Below are 15639 nucleotides of genomic sequence, written 5' to 3'. Positions count from 1 at the left end.
GCCGGCCCGGTCAGGCCGCGGTTCCGGGCTGCCGGTGGTGGGCGGTGTCGCGCGTCAGGACGGCCACCACGTCCTCGCGATCGACGACCTGCCCGGGCTGCGCGTCATGGGCGAGGCCGAGTTCACCGGCCCCGGCCTGGCCGTGACGCTGGACCCGCTCAAGATGGTCGTCGACGTGAGCGAGCTGGGCATCAGCGGCTACCAGGCCGCCGACTGGCTGCGCGAGCACCAGCGCGTCACCGTCGGCCTGTCCGACCACCGCCGCCTCGTCGCCCAGCTCACCCACGCCGACGACCACCGCACCGCCGCCGTCCTGCTCGACGCGCTGGGTGCGCTGGTCAAGACGGCCGACGAGCTGCCCGCGCCCAAGCCGGTCGACCTGCCGTCACCGGACGAACTCCAGCTGGAAACGGCGATGCTCCCCCGCGACGCCTTCTTCGCCGAGGTCGAGCAGGTCGACGCGGCGCGGGCGGTCGGGCGGATCAGCGCCGAGATGGTCACCCCCTACCCGCCCGGGGCGCCCGCCGTGCTGCCGGGCGAGGTGATCACCCGGGAGGTGGTCCAGTACGTGCGCAGCGGCCTGGCCGCCGGCATGCAGTTGCCGGACCCGTCCGACCCCGAGCTGAACACCTTCCGGGTGGTGGTGGACAAGCGGTGACGGTGGCGAGGTCGGGCCGGGGGACGTCTCCGGATGCCACGTCGTGCGGGTCCAGAACGACGGCGGCGCCGTCCCGGTCATCGCGGGACGGCGCCGTTCCGGCGGTCAGCCGAAGTCGATGTCACTGCACAGGAAGTACTTCTGGTCCATGTGCGACGCCTTCCAGATCGTGACGAGGACGTGCCGCCCGCTGTAGCCGGAGGTGGACACGTCGGTCTTGTACTCGAACTGGGAGCCGTACCGGCCGGTCTTCTTGACGAAGTCCAGGTCGTCCCAGCCGATCAGGGAGTTCGTGGGGTCGAAGCCCTGCTTGGTGATGTAGATCTTGAGGTAGTCGGCGCCGTGCCGCGCCACGTCCTGCACCGTGACGGGGAAGCTGCTGCCGACCCGGGTGGTCCTCCACGGGCCGGGGTTGTCCATCGGCGCGTAGCGCCCGCCCTCGGCCCGCCCGGCGCTGCAGATCTGGCCGTCCGGGACGGCGCTCTCGATGTTCTCGCCCAGGTTGTTGGCGTACAGGGCGTTCCAGTTCCACATGGCGTCGGGGCTCTGGTGCCAGGCCAGGTAGCACATGAAGTCCTGCTCCTGCATGCCCGGCGCGTCCGGGCCGTTCCAGCGGGTGGCGCAGCCGTAGTTGCGGGTCGGCGGGTCGACGACGGTGCCGTGGGCCGAGGCGCGGGCCGGCTGGAAGGCCAGCGCCGAGGCGATGAGGGACAGCAGGAGCGCGAGGTGCAGGGCGGTCCGGCGTCGGTTGGTCGGTAATGCGGTGTGCATGCGGGTGTCCTCCGTGTGTGAGGTGGCGCCGGCGGCGGGATGCCGCTCGGCGGACGTTCGTCCGGGATGTCCGCGGGGTGGTGGTCGGGCGGTGGCGTCGCCGGTGTCGACGACGCCACCGCTTCCGCACGAGCGGGACCAGCCGGCCGCCACCGAGCGGTCCCGCTCACCCCCGACGCGGCCGGGCCGCGCGGGGGCGTCCTGGAGGTATCGGCTGCCAGGTGGTCGAAGGCGTCTTGGCGCTTATCCGCAGGTCAGCGGCAGTGGGCGGATCGGCGGAGGTGAACGTCGTGATGTGGCTTGCGGACCGGGCCGACGTTCATCCGGCGGGTCGGCGCACCGGCTCTCGCGGGGCGGTGGTCGACCGGTCCCCCGGCCGGTGGGTCGTCCCGCGCGCGGTGGTCCGGGGCTGCTGCCCCGCGCCCGTGGACATGAGCACCAGGCACGCGGTGATCAGGACGAGGTTCTTGACGACGAACTCGCCCTCGGTGGTGAGCAGCAGCGGGTTGCCCGCCTGGAACGCCGCCTGCGGCTGGACCACCAGCACCAGGAAGGTCCCCAGGAGGTGGGCCAGGGCGACCGCCGCGACCCAGCGCAGCCGGCGGCCGAGCCAGAGCGCCGCGCCGAGCACGACCTCCGCCGATCCCAGCGAGACCAGCAGCACGTCGCGGTCCAGCCACGGCACGGTGCGGGCGACCAGGTCGGCCACCGGTGTCACGTCGGCGACCTTGAGGGCGCCGAACCACACGAACACCAGGCCCAGCGAGCCGCGCAGCAGCGTCACCGCGCGGGCGGTCACGGTGCACCGCACGTGGTGGTGTCGACCGGGTCGACGCGCCAGCGCCCGTCGTGCAGGCGCAGCAGGTGCTCGCCGGTGCGCTCGCCGTGCCGCCAGGCGACCCGGGCGAGGTCCGGCCCATTGGGGACGACGCCGAGCACCTCGTACGGGACCCCGGGTTCGCACTGCGCGAGCCGATCGACGAACACCTCACGCGGATCGCGCTGCTGTGCGTCGGTGGTCCACATGGCCCACGCGGTGGCCGGGTCACCGCCCGAGAGCAGGCCGAGGTACGTCGTGGCGACCCCGCGCAGTCGCGCGGCCTCCTCCGCCGTCATGGAGTGGTGGTGGTGGTGGTGCTGGTGGTCGGGTTCGGTGGACGCGCATCCGGCGACGACCGCGACCGTCAGGGCAAGGTGGGCAAGGTGGGCAAGGGTTCTCATCTGGACCTCCCGGGGTGGCCGGGCAGCGGCCCCGCGTCGTTGCGGGACCGCCACCCACCTGGCGTCAGTTGCCCAGGCGCTTGGTGCCGTACTGGGAGATCCAGTGGTTGCCGCCGACGTTCATGTCCGCCAGGACCTCGACGGAGTCACGCGTCGCCTCCAGGCTCATCGAGCCCTGGTTGGAGCCGGCCAGCTCGTAGGTCCACGTCTGCCCGACCGGGATGGTGCGGTCCGCCAGCGGCACGTCGTGGAAGCCGAACCGGATGACGTAGTGCGACTCGCCGTTGCCGCGCGGGACCTCGACGTAGTCCTGCTGCGGGTGCCCGTACTGCACGGACGCCCGGTAGTGGTGGTCCACCGAGCCCGACGGCGCGCGGAACTTCAGCACCAGGCAGTCGGTGTGCACGGGTGCGCTGCCGGTGTTGGTGAAGATGAGCTTCCGGTTGCCGTAGAAGGTGCCGCCGTCGAGCTGGACCTTGACCGACAGGCCGACGTTGCTCTTGAAGCTGGTGGTCAGCGGCTCGTCGAGGACCGGGTTGCGGCCGGGCACGGTGTAGTCGGTGCCGCGGCGGCACCGCTCCAGGGGTGAGCCGTCCACCGAGGTGGGACCGTCCGGGTACTGCTGGCCGTGAGCCGCCGGTCCCGCGCTCACGGGGGACGTGACCGCGACGACGTTCGCGCTCGCGGGCAGCGAGGACGCGACGAACGCCGCGGACAGGGCGAGACCGGCGACTCCGGTGGCGGACCAGGCCGTCTTGACCGACTTCTTCATGGGTGTGCCTCCGTCAGGATCGGAAGGAAGCACCGGGGGAAATGTGTCCCGCCGGGGCTGGAACACCGTGGCGGCGGCTCCTTCAGATTAGTGAGACGAGCTTTTTGCTGTCAATGAACAACAACAGCGTTACTCGATCAGACCAATAGGAATGTCCACTGTGGATGTTGAGAACGAAGATCTCTACATGGCAACGGTTCGACGGCGGTCCGTCTGTCCACGACGGAACGCTGGTGCACAGTGGACGAGAACACGGAAGGTGGCCGCCGGCCGGGTGGATGACGGCCACCACGGGCCGTTCGTCAGCCGGAGAAGGTCCACTTCTGGCTGTTCCACGTGCCGCAGTCCCACAGGTGCAGGCGCGCGCCGTTGGCGGTGCTCTGGGCTTCGACGTCCAGGCAGCGGCCGGACTTGAGGTTCTTCAGGGTGCCGTTCGACTCGAAGGTCCACTTCTGGCTGTCCCAGGTGCCGCAGTCCCACAGGTGGGCCTTGGTGCCGTTGGCCGTGGCCCCGCCTTCGACGTCCAGGCACTTGCCGCCGGACTTCAGCTGCTGCCCGTCGAGCACCCAGGTCATGGAGGGCGCGTCGGCGCAGGTCCACTGCTGGACGGCCGTCCCGTTGGCCGTGCCGCCGCCCGCGCGGTCGACGCACTTGGCGCTCGCCCCGTTGACGATCCGGCGGCCGGTGACCGGGTCCGGGTTGGTGCCGCCCGGGCCCCAGGCGTTCCAGTTGTCCCAGGTCTCGGCGTCGAAGCCGATCCGGCCGAGCTGGTCCGCGGACCAGTTCGTGCCGGCCTTGTTGATCACGGTGCCGCCGACGGTGTAGTTCTCCAGCTTCAGGCCGCGGCTGTCACGCGTCTCGTTGCCCAGGGTGACCTTCTGCCCGCTGCTGTTGCTGTACCGCTTGAGGAGGCTGACCTGGGAGGAGGCGTCGAGGTGGTTCCAGGCGTCGATCTTGAGGTTCTTGACGTGGACGTTCTCGGTGCTGGACAGCGCGAAGACGCGGATCGCGCAGTTGGTCATGCCCTCGACGGTGATGTTCTCGAAGGTCATGTTCCGCACCCACGTGCCGGGGTTCGCCGTGGTGGTCGACCCCATGTTCTCCCAGTGCGAGGAGGAGTTGAGGATGCAGGTGTTGTACTTGACGTCCTTCCAGTACATCCGGTTGTGGATGACGTGTGTGTTGGCGACGCGCACGTTGTCGATGTTGCGCGGGGTCCAGCCCCACTGGATGACGGGACCGTTCTCGTTCTTCCAGACGACGGTGTTGTCGATGCTGACGTCGCTGTGGTACATCTTCAGCACGTCGTCGTTGGCGTTGAAGAACGTGTTCTTCATGGTGCTGCCGCGGTAGAGCTCGATGCCGTCGGTCTGCCAGTACCAGGAGCCGACCTGCTTGTAGTTCTCGACCCGCATGCTGAACGTCTGCTCGTCGCCGTAGACGACGAACGAGTGGTACGGCGGTTCGTTGATGGTCACGCCCTGAAGGTCCAGGTGCTGCTGCCGGCTCTGGGCCGACTGGAACTGCAGCATCTTCACGCAGGTGGCGTGGCAGTTGGACGCGCCGGAGAGGTGGTCGTAGTTGTTGGCGGTGTCGGCCTCGTAGACGTACTGCTCACCGGAGAGCACGCCGTACCCGGTCACCTTGTACAGGCCCTGGCTGTCGTCGGGGAACCGGATGGCCCCCTTCACGTACGCCCCGGGCGCCAGGTAGACCCACTTGACCTGCTTGGGCAGCAGCGCGTGGTACTTCGAGGTCATGTAGTAGGTGCCGGGCCGGAAGTACACGATCTCCTCGCTGATCGTGTTCAGGTTGGTGACCTGTCCCTGCGGCGGGTAGTAGGTGCTGCCCGACGCCGAGGTCGGGATCAGCCGGTCGCGCTCCGTCCCGGTGGGCGCCGGTTCGGCGAAGACCATCATGGAGTTGCGGGGCTCGGTGTGGATGGCGCGGTTGCCGTTGCCCGACGAGGTGGTGAGCTTGCCGGCGTCGGTGGCCGGCCCCGACATGTCGTTGTACGCCGTGTACAGCTGCGGGTCGAACTCGACGGAGAAGCGGTAGCCCGCCGCGTGGTACGGCACCTTGACGCGCACGGTGTCGCCGTCGACGAGCTGCTTGGCGAAGTTCAGGCTGCTGGGCTTGATCTTGACCTGGTCCGCCGAGGAGATGCTCTGGCCGGTGCGCAGGGAGACGTCGACCCACACGTCGGTGGCGTACTGGAAGGACGACCAGCTCATCGTGAGGTTCGCCGACGCGGAGAACTCGGCGCCGTCCTCCTTGGTGTAGCCGATCTTGCCCTTGCCGCTGCGCGGGATGCTCAGGTACGTGAACGAGTCGTACCTGGTCGCCGGCGCCGCGGCGGTGGCCACCTGGACGTCGTAGAACGACGAGCGCCTGACCTTGTCGTTCGCCACCGGGCTGCCCGTGTTGAACTCGTGGTTGTCGTGCCACCACGTCTTGAGCTGCTCGCTGTCGGCGGTGGTGGCGGCCTGGGCCGCGGGCGTCCCCAGGTCCAACCCGGCCGGCGCGACAGCGCCGACCAGGGCGAGGGCCAGACCGGCGGCGAGCGCCGCCGGTCGACTCATCCTTGCTGTGGGCATGGCGAAATCCTCTTCTCATCATTGGGAAGGGTTTGCGTCGTGCTACCGCGGCCCTACTTCATGAACACGTGTGCGGACCACGGTTCCATGGAGATCCGGCCGCTCACGACCGAAGGCGCGTCGACATTGGACAGAGCCAGGTCGGCGGCTGACCAATCACCGTCCAGGGCGGCGATCTGCGATGTGCCGCTGAGGTTGGCCACGACGAGCAGTCGGTCGTCGTTCAGGGTTCGCTCGTATGCGTAGAGGTAGGGTTCGTCGGCCAGGAGCATCCGGAAGTCGCCGTGGGCGACGACGGGGAGCTCGTGGCGCAGTGCGATGAGCCGTCGGTAGTGGTTGAAGACGGACTTCGGGTCGTCGTACTGGGCTTGGGCGTTGAGCCAGGTGTGGTTGGGGTTGACCGCGAGCCACGGTTGACCGGTGGTGAACCCGGCGTTCGGGGTGGCGTCCCACTGCACGGGCGTGCGCGCGTTGTCGCGTCCCATCGCCCGCAGTCCGCGCAACACCACGTCCGGGTCGCCGCCGCCGGCGACGGCCTCGGCGTAGTGGTTGAGCGACTCGACGTCGCGCATCTCGTGCACGCCGGCGAACGGCGCGTTGGTCATCCCCAGCTCTTCGCCCTGGTAGACGAACGGCGTGCCCCGGTGCAGGTGCAGCACGGTGGCCAGCGCCGTGGCGGACTCGCGCCAGTACCTGCCGTCGTCGCCGAAGCGCGAGACCACGCGGGGCTGGTCGTGGTTGTTCCAGTACAGGCTGTTCCAACCGACGTCGCCCAGCTCCTTCTGCCACCGGCCCAGCGAAGCCTTGAGGTCGCGCAGGTCCAGCGGTTTGGGGTCGAACTTCCCGCCCGGGCCGTGGTCGAGGGAGACGTGCTCGAACTGGAACACCATGTCCAGCTCGCGCCGCGCCGGGTCGGTGAACAGCCGGGCGTCCTCCCAGGTGACGCCGGGCATCTCCCCCACGGTCAGCAGCTCCCCCGACCGGCCCTCGAACACCTCGCGGTGCATCTCCTGGAGGAACTCGTGGATGCGCGGACCGGTGCCGTAGTGGGGGAACCCGTCACCGAGGCCGCCGACGCCGGTGGTGGCGCCGTCGGGCAGGTCGGGGTCCTTGGAGATCAGGTTGATGACGTCCATCCGGAAGCCGTCGACGCCCCGGTCCAGCCACCACCGCATCATGTCGTACACCGCCTGGCGGACCTCGGGGTTCTCCCAGTTCAGGTCCGGCTGCTGGGGCGCGAACAGGTGCAGGTAGTACTCGCCGGTCATCTCGTCCAGCGTCCACGTCGGGCCGGAGAAGAACGACTCCCAGTTCGTGGGTTCCGCGCCGGGCTGCCCTGCGTCGAACCCGTCGCGCGGCGGGCGCCACCAGTACCAGTCCCGCTTCGGGTTGTCCTGGGACGACCGCGACTCCGCGAACCACGGGTGCTCGTCCGAGGTGTGGTTGACCACCAGGTCCATCACCAGCTTCATGCCCCGCGCGTGCACCTCGGCCAGCAGGCGGTCGAAGTCCTCCAGCGTGCCGAACGCGGGGTCGATCGCCCGGTAGTCGGAGATGTCGTAGCCGTTGTCGGCGTGCGGCGAGGCGTAGACGGGCGACAGCCAGATCACGTCGACGCCCAGCCGTTCCAGGTGGTCCAGTCGGGTGATCAGGCCGGGCAGGTCGCCGACGCCGTCGCCGTTGGAGTCGGCGAAGCTGCGCGGGTAGACCTGGTAGACCACGGCCGAGGTCCACCACGGGGCGGTGTCCGCGGTTGTGGCCACCGTCTGCTCGAGAGTCATGTACGTCCTTCGTGGGGTGTTATTTGACCGCGCCGAGGTTCACGCCGCGCATGAGCGTGCGTTGGAAGAGGAGGAAGAAGACCAGCGCCGGCAGGATGCCCGCCAGCGAGGCGGCGGCCAGGGCCGTGGGGTCGCTGGTGTACTGACCGCTCAAAGCACCGAGCGCGACCGACACGGTCTGGTTGTCCGCGGAGGGCAGCAACACCAGCGGCAGGAAGAAGTCGTTCCAGGTCCAGATGAAGAAGAACGTCATCAGCACCGCCATCGTCGGCCTGGTCAGCGGCAGGACGACGAGCCGGAGCACCTGGAAGCGCGTGGCGCCGTCGAGCCGGGCGGCTTCCAGGACCTCCGGCGGGAACGTGCCCAGCACCGAGGACAGCATGTAGGTGCCGAACGCGCTCTGGAGCACGGCCAGGATGATGACGACGCCGGTCATGGTGTCGTAGAGCCCGAGGTCGCGGGTGAGCACGAACAGCGGGTACACCAGCGCTTCCTGCGGGATCGTGAACGCGAGCATGAACAGCGCGAGGATCCACACCCGGCCCCGGATGCGACCGATGCCGATCGCGAAGGCGGACAGCAGGCTCAGCGCGACCGCGATCAGGGCCACGCTGCCGCTGATCACGACGCTGTTGAGCAGCTTGCGGTTGAAGTCGACGCCGCCCCAGAAGTCGACCAGGGCGGAGAAGTCCAGCTCGGTGGGCAGCGAGACCGGACCGTTGGCGATGTAGTCCGGCGCGGGCTTGAACGCGTTGATGACCGCGATCCAGAACGGGAACAGCATCAGCAGGCCGACCCCGGCGACCAGGGTGAGCACCACCCATCCGCTGACGCTGCGCTTGCGGCGCCTGACCTTGCGCACGGCCGGCGCGGGCGGGGCCGTCGTCGGGCTCACGGCCGTCTTCTCCAGGCTATCCACGGCCATCCTCGAACCCTTCGGAGTTGCGCGTCTGGTAGCGCAGCAGCGCGACCGCGACGACCGAGATCATCAGCGCCAGCACGGACGCCACCGCGGCGCCGTAACCGACCTTGGTGGTGGTGAAGAAGTTGGAGAACGAGAAGTAGGCGGGCACGATCGTGCTGGTGCCGGGACCGCCGCGGGTGAGCACGAAGATCGGCGCGAACACCTTCAGCGCGGCCACCGAGGTGGTGATCAGCACGACCGCGATCTCCGGGCGGAGCTGGTTGAGCGTGATGGTGCGGAACTGCTGCGACCAGCTCGCGCCGTCGAGCTCGGCGGCCTCGTACAGCGCCGGGTCCACCCGGGACAGCCCGGCCATGAACACCACCACGGTGTAGCCGATCTGGAGCCAGACCAGCACGTTCATCACCGCGTAGATGGCCAGGTCGGAATCGCCGAGCCAGTTCTGCGCCAGACCGCCGAGCCCGAGGTCGCGCAGGGTGGTGTTGATGATCCCGTACTGCGGTTGGTACATCCACTTCCACAGCACGCCCGCGACCGCGATCGGCAGGATCTGCGGCAGGTAGTAGGTGGCGCGCAGGAAGCTCGCGACCTTCGACCCGAACTTCGGCGAGATGTAGCTGAACAGGACGGCCGCGACCACCACCCCGATGGCGGTCGGGAGGATCGCCATGGCCACGATGAACGCCACGCTGTGCCGGAACGAGGCCCAGAACAGCGGGTCGCCCAGCAGCCGCTGGTAGTTCTCGAACCCGATGAACACCGGGTCGCCGACGCCCCGGAAGGACGTGAGGCTGTACCAGAGGTTCATCCCGAAGGGCACGGCGACGACGGCGAGGAAGCCGACCGCTCCCGGCAGGATGTACCACCAGTAGCCGGCCCCGCGTTCGGACGTGGCCTTGCGCGCCGGACGTGGCGCGGCGGTGTGCGTGGCGCTGTGCGTGGCGGTGTTGATCGAGGACATGGCGATCCTTTCGGCCCGGCCGCTCAGGCGGACGGCTTGCCTGCGTCGTAAGCGGCCTTGATCGCCTCCACCACCTGTTGCGGGCTCGCCTCACCGCCGACGAGGTTCGTGGTGTTGGCCAGCAGCACGTCGTTCAGCCCCGCCACCGGCCAGTCGGGGTACCAGGCCAGGCCGCCGTTCTCACCGGACAGCAGCTCGGTGAACCGGTCGCCGACCAGCAGGCCCATCGCCGAGCTGGCCGAACCGGGCTCGGCCGCGACCGGCACGCCGCCCTTGTCGGCCAGGAAGTTCTGCACCTCGGGCCGCTGGGTGATCTCCAGGAAGTCGTACGCGAGGTCCTTGTTCTTGGCCTTCGCGGGCACGACCCACAGGTTGCCGCCCGAGCCGGGGTGCAGCTTGTTGCCCGGGAAGAGGAACTGACCGGTCTTGAACGTGGGCTGCTCGGCGATCTGCCCGGACCACCAGGTGCCGGAGACGAACATCGGGTACTGGCCCGCGATGAACGCGTTGCCGGCGTCCTGGGCGGGGATGCCGGTGGAGTCGGTGCTGATGTACTTGCGCTCCACCCACTGGCGCATCGTGGTGGCGGCCTTCTCCCACGCCGACCAGTCCACCTCGCCCTCGAACCGCTGGTAGGCGGCCAGGGACCGCTGGTCCATGTGCGCCAGGGCCAGCGAGTACAACAGGTGCGGGCCGGGGTAGTCGGCCGAGCCGAGCACCAACGGCGTGACGCCCTTGTCGGCGAAGGCCTTCAGCGCGTTCTCGAACTCGGCCAGGGTGGTCGGCACCTGGACGTTGTGCTGGGTGAAGAGGTCCTGGTTGTACCAGACGCCGACGTACTCGCCGTAGTTCGTGAGCCCGTACCGCTTGCCCGACCCCATGAGCCCGTTGTCGTCGTAGAGCCCGACGTCCTGGGCGGTGTTGTCGAGCTTCCAGCCGCGGGTGGCGGCGACCTCGGTCAGGTCGGTGAGCAGGCCCGCCTTGGCCACGACGCCGGCGGTGGCGTTGCCCTTCAGGTACTCCAGCACGTCGGGGGTGTCGTTGGAGTCCAGGATGAGCTGCCCGGACTGCTGCATCTGCTCGTAGGTCTTGAGCTCCTGCTTGACCGTGACGCCGGGGTGTTCCTTCTCGAAGATCGAGACGGCCTGCTTCCAGGCGGCCGACAGCGCGCTGTCGTCGGTCTCCCACCACCACACCTTGAGCGTGTTCGGGTCGCCGGAGCCACCTCCGCTCGAACACCCGGTCATCACCAGCGCCAAGGCGGCGGCCACCGCGGTGGCCAGCCGTAGGGGGTGCTTGCGCATGTCGATCCTCCAGAGTCGCGACGGCGGCGTCGCCTACCGAGGTTTTCTTTGTCGCAACATTAAGGGTGACGCGACTGTAACGCGTCAACCCGCAGCTAGTCACGTTTTCGTCACGCAGGAGGTCTTGTCAGGTAGTTTCGCGGCGGTACTATTGCGTCCCCGGATACCCCCGACCCCGACGAGGAGTGCACGGTGCTCGACGCCGCCTCACCCTGGGCGCCCCTGCTGCCCTCCGCCCGCCGCGTGACGCTGGAGGTGCTGCTCCACGGCCCGCTGGCCCGGTCGGAGCTGGCGGACCGGTTGGGCCTGTCGACGGCGAGCCTGACCCGACTCACCAAGCCGCTGATGGACGCCGGCCTCCTGCGCGAGGTGGACACACCGGGCCTGCGCGGCGGTGGCCGGCCGTTGCAGCCGCTGGACGTCGACCCGGACGTGCAGCGGTTCATCGGCATCAAGCTCGCCGGGTTCCGCGCCTACGGCGTGCTGACGAACCTGCGCGCGGACATCCTCGACAGCGCCTCCGTCGAGATCACCGAGCACGACGTCGAGGCGGTCGTGGGCAAGATCGCGGAACTGGTCGCGTCACTGGACGACCCTGGGCGTCCGGTCGCCGCCATCGGCATCGCCATCGGCGGTGTGGTCCACGAGTTCGCGCGCGTCCAGCGCGCCGTGTTCCTGCACTGGAAGGACGTCGACCTGAGCGCGGCGGTCGCGCGGGCGACCGGCAGGCCGACGGTGGTGTCCAACGACCTCGACGCCCTGCTGGAGGCCGAGCACTGGTTCGGCGACGGCCGGGACGTGGACAGCTTCGCCGTGCTCACCATCGGCGCCGGCGTCGGCGGCGGCCTGGTCATCCACGACCGCCTCGTCGGCGGCCCCGACTCCGGGCTCGGCCTGCTCGGCCACTTCCCCGTCGACCCCCTGGGCCCGATCTGCCCCGAAGGGCACCGGGGCTGCGTGAAAGCGCTGCTCACCACCGACGGCATCCAGTCGCAGGCCGCCCTCACGCTGGGACGGCCCGTCACCTACGACGAGGTGCTCGACCTCTCCGAAGCGGGCAACGCCGTCGCCGACCAGATCGTCGGCAGGGCCGCCCACGCGTTCGGCACGCTGATCGCGGCCGTCGCCAACATCGCCCAACCCGAACGGATCATCCTCACCGGCGAGGGCATCCGCCTCGCCCAGGTCGCCGAACCACGGGTGCGGGCGGCCATCGCCCAGTCACGTCACCCCGAGGCGTCGCCGATCGACCTGCGGTTCATCAACGACGACCCCACGCTCTGGGCCCGCGGCGCGGCCGCCGTGGCGATCCAGCGCACCGTGCTGGCCGTCCTGCCCCTGCGGGCCGGCTGACCACGTCCACCGTTCCGTCCCACGGCGCAGGCCGCCGTGGCGATGGCGCACGCCCGCCTCCGCCGAGGCACGCTCAACGAGGAGCACCCATGCGTCCACCCAGACCACGCGCCGCGATCGCGCTCGCCGTCGCGGCCTGCCTGCTCACCGCCCAACCCGCCACCGCCGAACCCGGGCCACCGGGGGCGCCCGGCGCGCCGGCCACCTGGACCACCGGGGACAAGGACGGCATCGGCACGTCCACCACCACCGCCTCGAAGGTCTGGTACACCCTCACCGACGGCACGCTGAGCGAGATCTACTACCCCAGCGCCGACACACCGAACTCCCGCTCGCTGGAGTTCGTCGTCACCGACGGGAAGTCGTTCGCGCAGCGGGAAACCGAGAACACCACCCGCACCGTCGCCCTGGCCGACCGGAAGTCGCTGACCTACCGGCAGACCGCCACCGACACCGCGGGACGGTGGACGCTCACCAAGACCTACGTCACCGACCCCGCGAGCGCGACCGTGCTCGTCGACGTCGACTTCCGCTCCCTCAAGGGCGCCGACCTGAAGCTGTACACCCTGTTCGACCTGCAGCTGGCCGGCGACTCCGGCCACGACACCGGCCGCGCCACCGCGGACGCGCTGACCGCCCTCGACACCCACCTGCCCGACCGCCCCGTGGCCGCCGCGCTCGTGTCCGGCACCGGCTTCGCCGCGACGTCCACCGGCTACGTCGGCACGAGCGACGGGCTGGCCGACCTCGCCTCGAACTTCACGCTGACCTCCCGCTACCCCGAGGCCGGGCCGGGCAACATCGCCCAGGTCGCCCAGCTGCCCACCGGCCGGAACGGCACCCGCACCACCCTCGCGATCGGCTTCGCGCCCGACGAACGAGCCGCGCTGACCACCGCGCGGGCGAGCCTGCACCGGCCGTTCGAGGTCACCAAGCGCTGGTACCAGCTCGGCTGGCACCTCTACACCGCCTCCCTCAAGGACGCGCCCCACCAGCTGCGCGGCGACCTGCTCGACCAGTACTGGGCCTCGGTCATGGCGGTCAAGGCGCACGAGGACAAGACGCACCCCGGCGCGTTCTCCGCGTCGCTGACCATCCCGTGGGGGCAGGCCGTCCCCGCCGACGGCGCGTCCGGCGGCGGCACCGGCTACCACTTCGTGTGGGCCCGCGACCTGTACCACCAGGTGTCCGCGCTGCTCGCCGCCGGCGACACCGCGGCCGCCCGCCGGGCCGTGGACTGGCTGTTCACCCGCCAGCAGCGCCCCGACGGCAGCTTCCCGCAGAACTCCAAGGTCGACGGCACCCCCGACCAGGGCAACGTCCAGCTCGACGAGACCGCGTTCCCGATCCTGCTGGCCTGGCAGACCCGGCGGTTCGACGCCGCGTTCTACCGCGACCACATCGCCAAGGCCGCCGACCACCTCGTCGAGGCGGGCCCCCGGACGCCGCAGGAGCGGTGGGAGGAGACCGGCGGCTACTCGCCGTCCACCCTGGCCGCCCAGATCGCCGCGCTGATCGCCGCCGCCGACATCGCCCACCGCGCCGGCGACGCCGACGGCGCGGCGCTGTACCAGGCGACCGCCGACTCCTGGCAGCGCCAGGCCGAGCGGTGGATGGTCACCACCACCGGCCCGCTGGGTGACGGCGAGTACTACCTCCGCATCTCCGGCAGCGGCGACCCCGACGACGGGGCCACCCGCACCTGGGCCAACGGCGCGGGCGTGCACCCGGAGAACGCGCTGGTCGACGCCGGGTTCCTGGAACTGGTCCGCCTCGGCGTCAAGGCACCGGACGACGCGGCCGTCGCCGGCTCGCTGCCCGAGGTCGACGCCTCGATCAAGGTGAGCACGCCCAGCGGGGAGCTGTGGAAGCGCTACACCCACGACGGCTACGGCGAGACCGCCGACGGCGCGCCGTGGACCGGGGTCGGCATCGGCCGGCCGTGGCCGCTGCTGTCCGGGGAACGCGGCGAGTACGAACTGGCCCGCGGCCGTGACGCCCTGCCGTACCTGCGCACGATGGCCGCGACCGCGAACAGCGGCCGGATGATCCCCGAGCAGGTGTGGGACCGGGCCGAGCCGACGTCGTACGGGCACGTGTTCGGCAAGGGCACCGGCTCGGCCGCGCCCCTGGCGTGGGCGATGGCGCAGTACGTGCGGCTGGCGCAGGGCATCGCCGCGGGTCGGCCGGTCGAGACGCCCGCCGTCGTGGCCGACCGCTACCGCACCGGCACCGTCGCCACCGCGGCGCTGAGCCTCGACGGTCCCGCGGACCTGTCCACCGCCGGCGGCCGGACCGTCCACGTCCACGGCACCACCGACGCCCCCAGCGTCGTCGTGGCCGTGGGCCCGGTGAAGAAGCGCGTGGCGGTCAGCGGCGGCCGGTTCGGCGCCCACGTCGAGCTGACCGGGATCGATAACACGATCAGCGTCGCGGCGGTCCGGAACGACGGCGCCACCGCGTACGAGCGGCGCACCGTGCTGTCCTACGGCGAACGCGTCGGCGGGCTCACCGACCCCACCGGCGACGACCACGGACCCGGCGCCTACGTCTACCCGACCAACAGCGCGTTCAGCCCGGACAGCTTCGACCTGACCCGGTTCGACGTGTTCCGCGACGGTGACCGGGTCCGGTTCGTCACCCGCGTGGCCGGCGCGATCACCAACCCGTGGGGCGGCAATGGCATGAGCGTGCAGCGGGTCAACGTCCTGCTGCGCGACCGCGCCCAGCCGGCCGTCACCTCCCCCGGCCTGCCGGGCACCAACACCGCGACCGCCGGCGCCTGGCAGCGGGCGGTCGTCGCCGACGGGCGCTACGCCGACCAACCGCTGTCGCTCGGCGTCTACGACCCGGCCCTGGCCAAGGTCTCCGCCGCGGAACTGCGGGTCGTGCCCGCCACCCACGACATCGTGGTGACCGTCCCCGCCTCCGCGCTCGGGCTCGACCCCGCCACCACCGGCTACCAGGTGTCGATCTACTCCAACGCCGAGCCCGGCGAGGGCATCGGCCTCGTGCGCCCGGTCTACAGCAAGGCGCACTGGGACAACGGGTTCCCGTGGACCAAGGAGTTCCGCTTCGGCGGCGGCGCGGGCGAGCAGAGCTTCGACCTGCCCAGCCGTGACACCGACACCCGCGACCCCAACGCGATCGACGTCATCACCGGTGACGCCGACCAGTCCGCCGTCCTCGACTGGACCGCGACCAGCCCGGTCGTGCTGCCGTTCGTGGATCTGCTGCCCTGAGAGAGCGGGCGCTGAAAGCAGCGGGCGCGGGCACCAGGTCTTGTGAACCGGTGC

12 protein-coding genes are annotated in these 15639 nt (G+C 70.3%); 3 read left to right on the top strand and 9 right to left on the bottom strand.

What is annotated here, in order from left to right:
* Positions 1 to 37: 37 nt before the first annotated feature.
* Positions 38 to 658, top strand: coding sequence for an Orn/Lys/Arg family decarboxylase (locus ACFQ3T_RS05000; RefSeq protein ID WP_380720285.1), 621 nt, complete (start codon positions 38 to 40; stop codon positions 656 to 658).
* A 105-nt stretch (positions 659 to 763) separates the two neighbouring features.
* Here the strand turns inward: ACFQ3T_RS05000 and ACFQ3T_RS04995 are convergent, their stop codons facing one another.
* From ACFQ3T_RS04995 to ACFQ3T_RS04955, 9 genes are all read right to left on the bottom strand, one after another.
* Positions 764 to 1429 carry a lytic polysaccharide monooxygenase gene (locus ACFQ3T_RS04995; protein ID WP_380720282.1) on the bottom strand — a complete coding sequence of 222 codons (666 nt, stop codon included), beginning with the start codon at positions 1427 to 1429 and terminating at the stop codon, positions 764 to 766.
* A gap of 319 nt (positions 1430 to 1748) precedes the next feature.
* Positions 1749 to 2228: a DoxX family membrane protein gene (locus tag ACFQ3T_RS04990; protein ID WP_380720280.1), complete on the bottom strand. Its 480-nt coding sequence runs from the start codon at positions 2226 to 2228 to the stop codon at positions 1749 to 1751.
* Positions 2225 to 2650: a hypothetical protein gene (locus ACFQ3T_RS04985; protein WP_380720278.1), complete on the bottom strand. Its 426-nt coding sequence runs from the start codon at positions 2648 to 2650 to the stop codon at positions 2225 to 2227. The genes ACFQ3T_RS04990 and ACFQ3T_RS04985 overlap by 4 nt, the downstream gene beginning before the upstream one ends.
* 64 nt (positions 2651 to 2714) lie before the next feature.
* Positions 2715 to 3422 (bottom strand): hypothetical protein, encoded by a 708-nt coding sequence (locus tag ACFQ3T_RS04980; RefSeq protein WP_380720275.1) that lies wholly within the window; start codon positions 3420 to 3422, stop codon positions 2715 to 2717.
* Positions 3423 to 3724: 302 nt separating this feature from the next.
* Positions 3725 to 6019 (bottom strand): family 49 glycosyl hydrolase, encoded by a 2295-nt coding sequence (locus ACFQ3T_RS04975; RefSeq protein WP_380720273.1) that lies wholly within the window; start codon positions 6017 to 6019, stop codon positions 3725 to 3727.
* Between the two features lie 53 nt (positions 6020 to 6072).
* Complete coding sequence (locus ACFQ3T_RS04970) at positions 6073 to 7800, bottom strand: glycoside hydrolase family 13 protein (protein WP_380720271.1); 1728 nt, start codon at positions 7798 to 7800, stop codon at positions 6073 to 6075.
* Positions 7801 to 7819: 19 nt separating this feature from the next.
* Complete coding sequence (locus ACFQ3T_RS04965; protein WP_380720268.1) at positions 7820 to 8725, bottom strand: carbohydrate ABC transporter permease; 906 nt, start codon at positions 8723 to 8725, stop codon at positions 7820 to 7822.
* Positions 8712 to 9686, bottom strand: coding sequence for a carbohydrate ABC transporter permease (locus tag ACFQ3T_RS04960; RefSeq protein WP_380720265.1), 975 nt, complete (start codon positions 9684 to 9686; stop codon positions 8712 to 8714). The genes ACFQ3T_RS04965 and ACFQ3T_RS04960 overlap by 14 nt, the downstream gene beginning before the upstream one ends.
* A gap of 23 nt (positions 9687 to 9709) precedes the next feature.
* Positions 9710 to 10990 (bottom strand): ABC transporter substrate-binding protein, encoded by a 1281-nt coding sequence (locus ACFQ3T_RS04955; protein ID WP_380720262.1) that lies wholly within the window; start codon positions 10988 to 10990, stop codon positions 9710 to 9712.
* Between the two features lie 192 nt (positions 10991 to 11182).
* Here ACFQ3T_RS04955 and ACFQ3T_RS04950 point away from each other — a divergent pair, with 192 nt between their 5' ends.
* A complete protein-coding gene (locus ACFQ3T_RS04950) occupies positions 11183 to 12343 on the top strand; it encodes an ROK family protein (protein WP_380720260.1) in 1161 nt (386 codons plus the stop codon).
* 89 nt (positions 12344 to 12432) lie between these two features.
* The gene (locus ACFQ3T_RS04945) at positions 12433 to 15585 is read left to right on the top strand and encodes a glucan 1,4-alpha-glucosidase (protein ID WP_380720257.1); all 3153 of its coding nucleotides are present in this window, start codon (positions 12433 to 12435) and stop codon (positions 15583 to 15585) included.
* Positions 15586 to 15639: the final 54 nt, after the last annotated feature.

It is taken from the genome of Saccharothrix hoggarensis (assembly GCF_042678885.1).
In the GTDB taxonomy this organism is placed as follows: domain Bacteria; phylum Actinomycetota; class Actinomycetes; order Mycobacteriales; family Pseudonocardiaceae; genus Actinosynnema; species Actinosynnema hoggarensis.
This window is presented reverse-complemented; position numbering and strand designations above follow the sequence as displayed.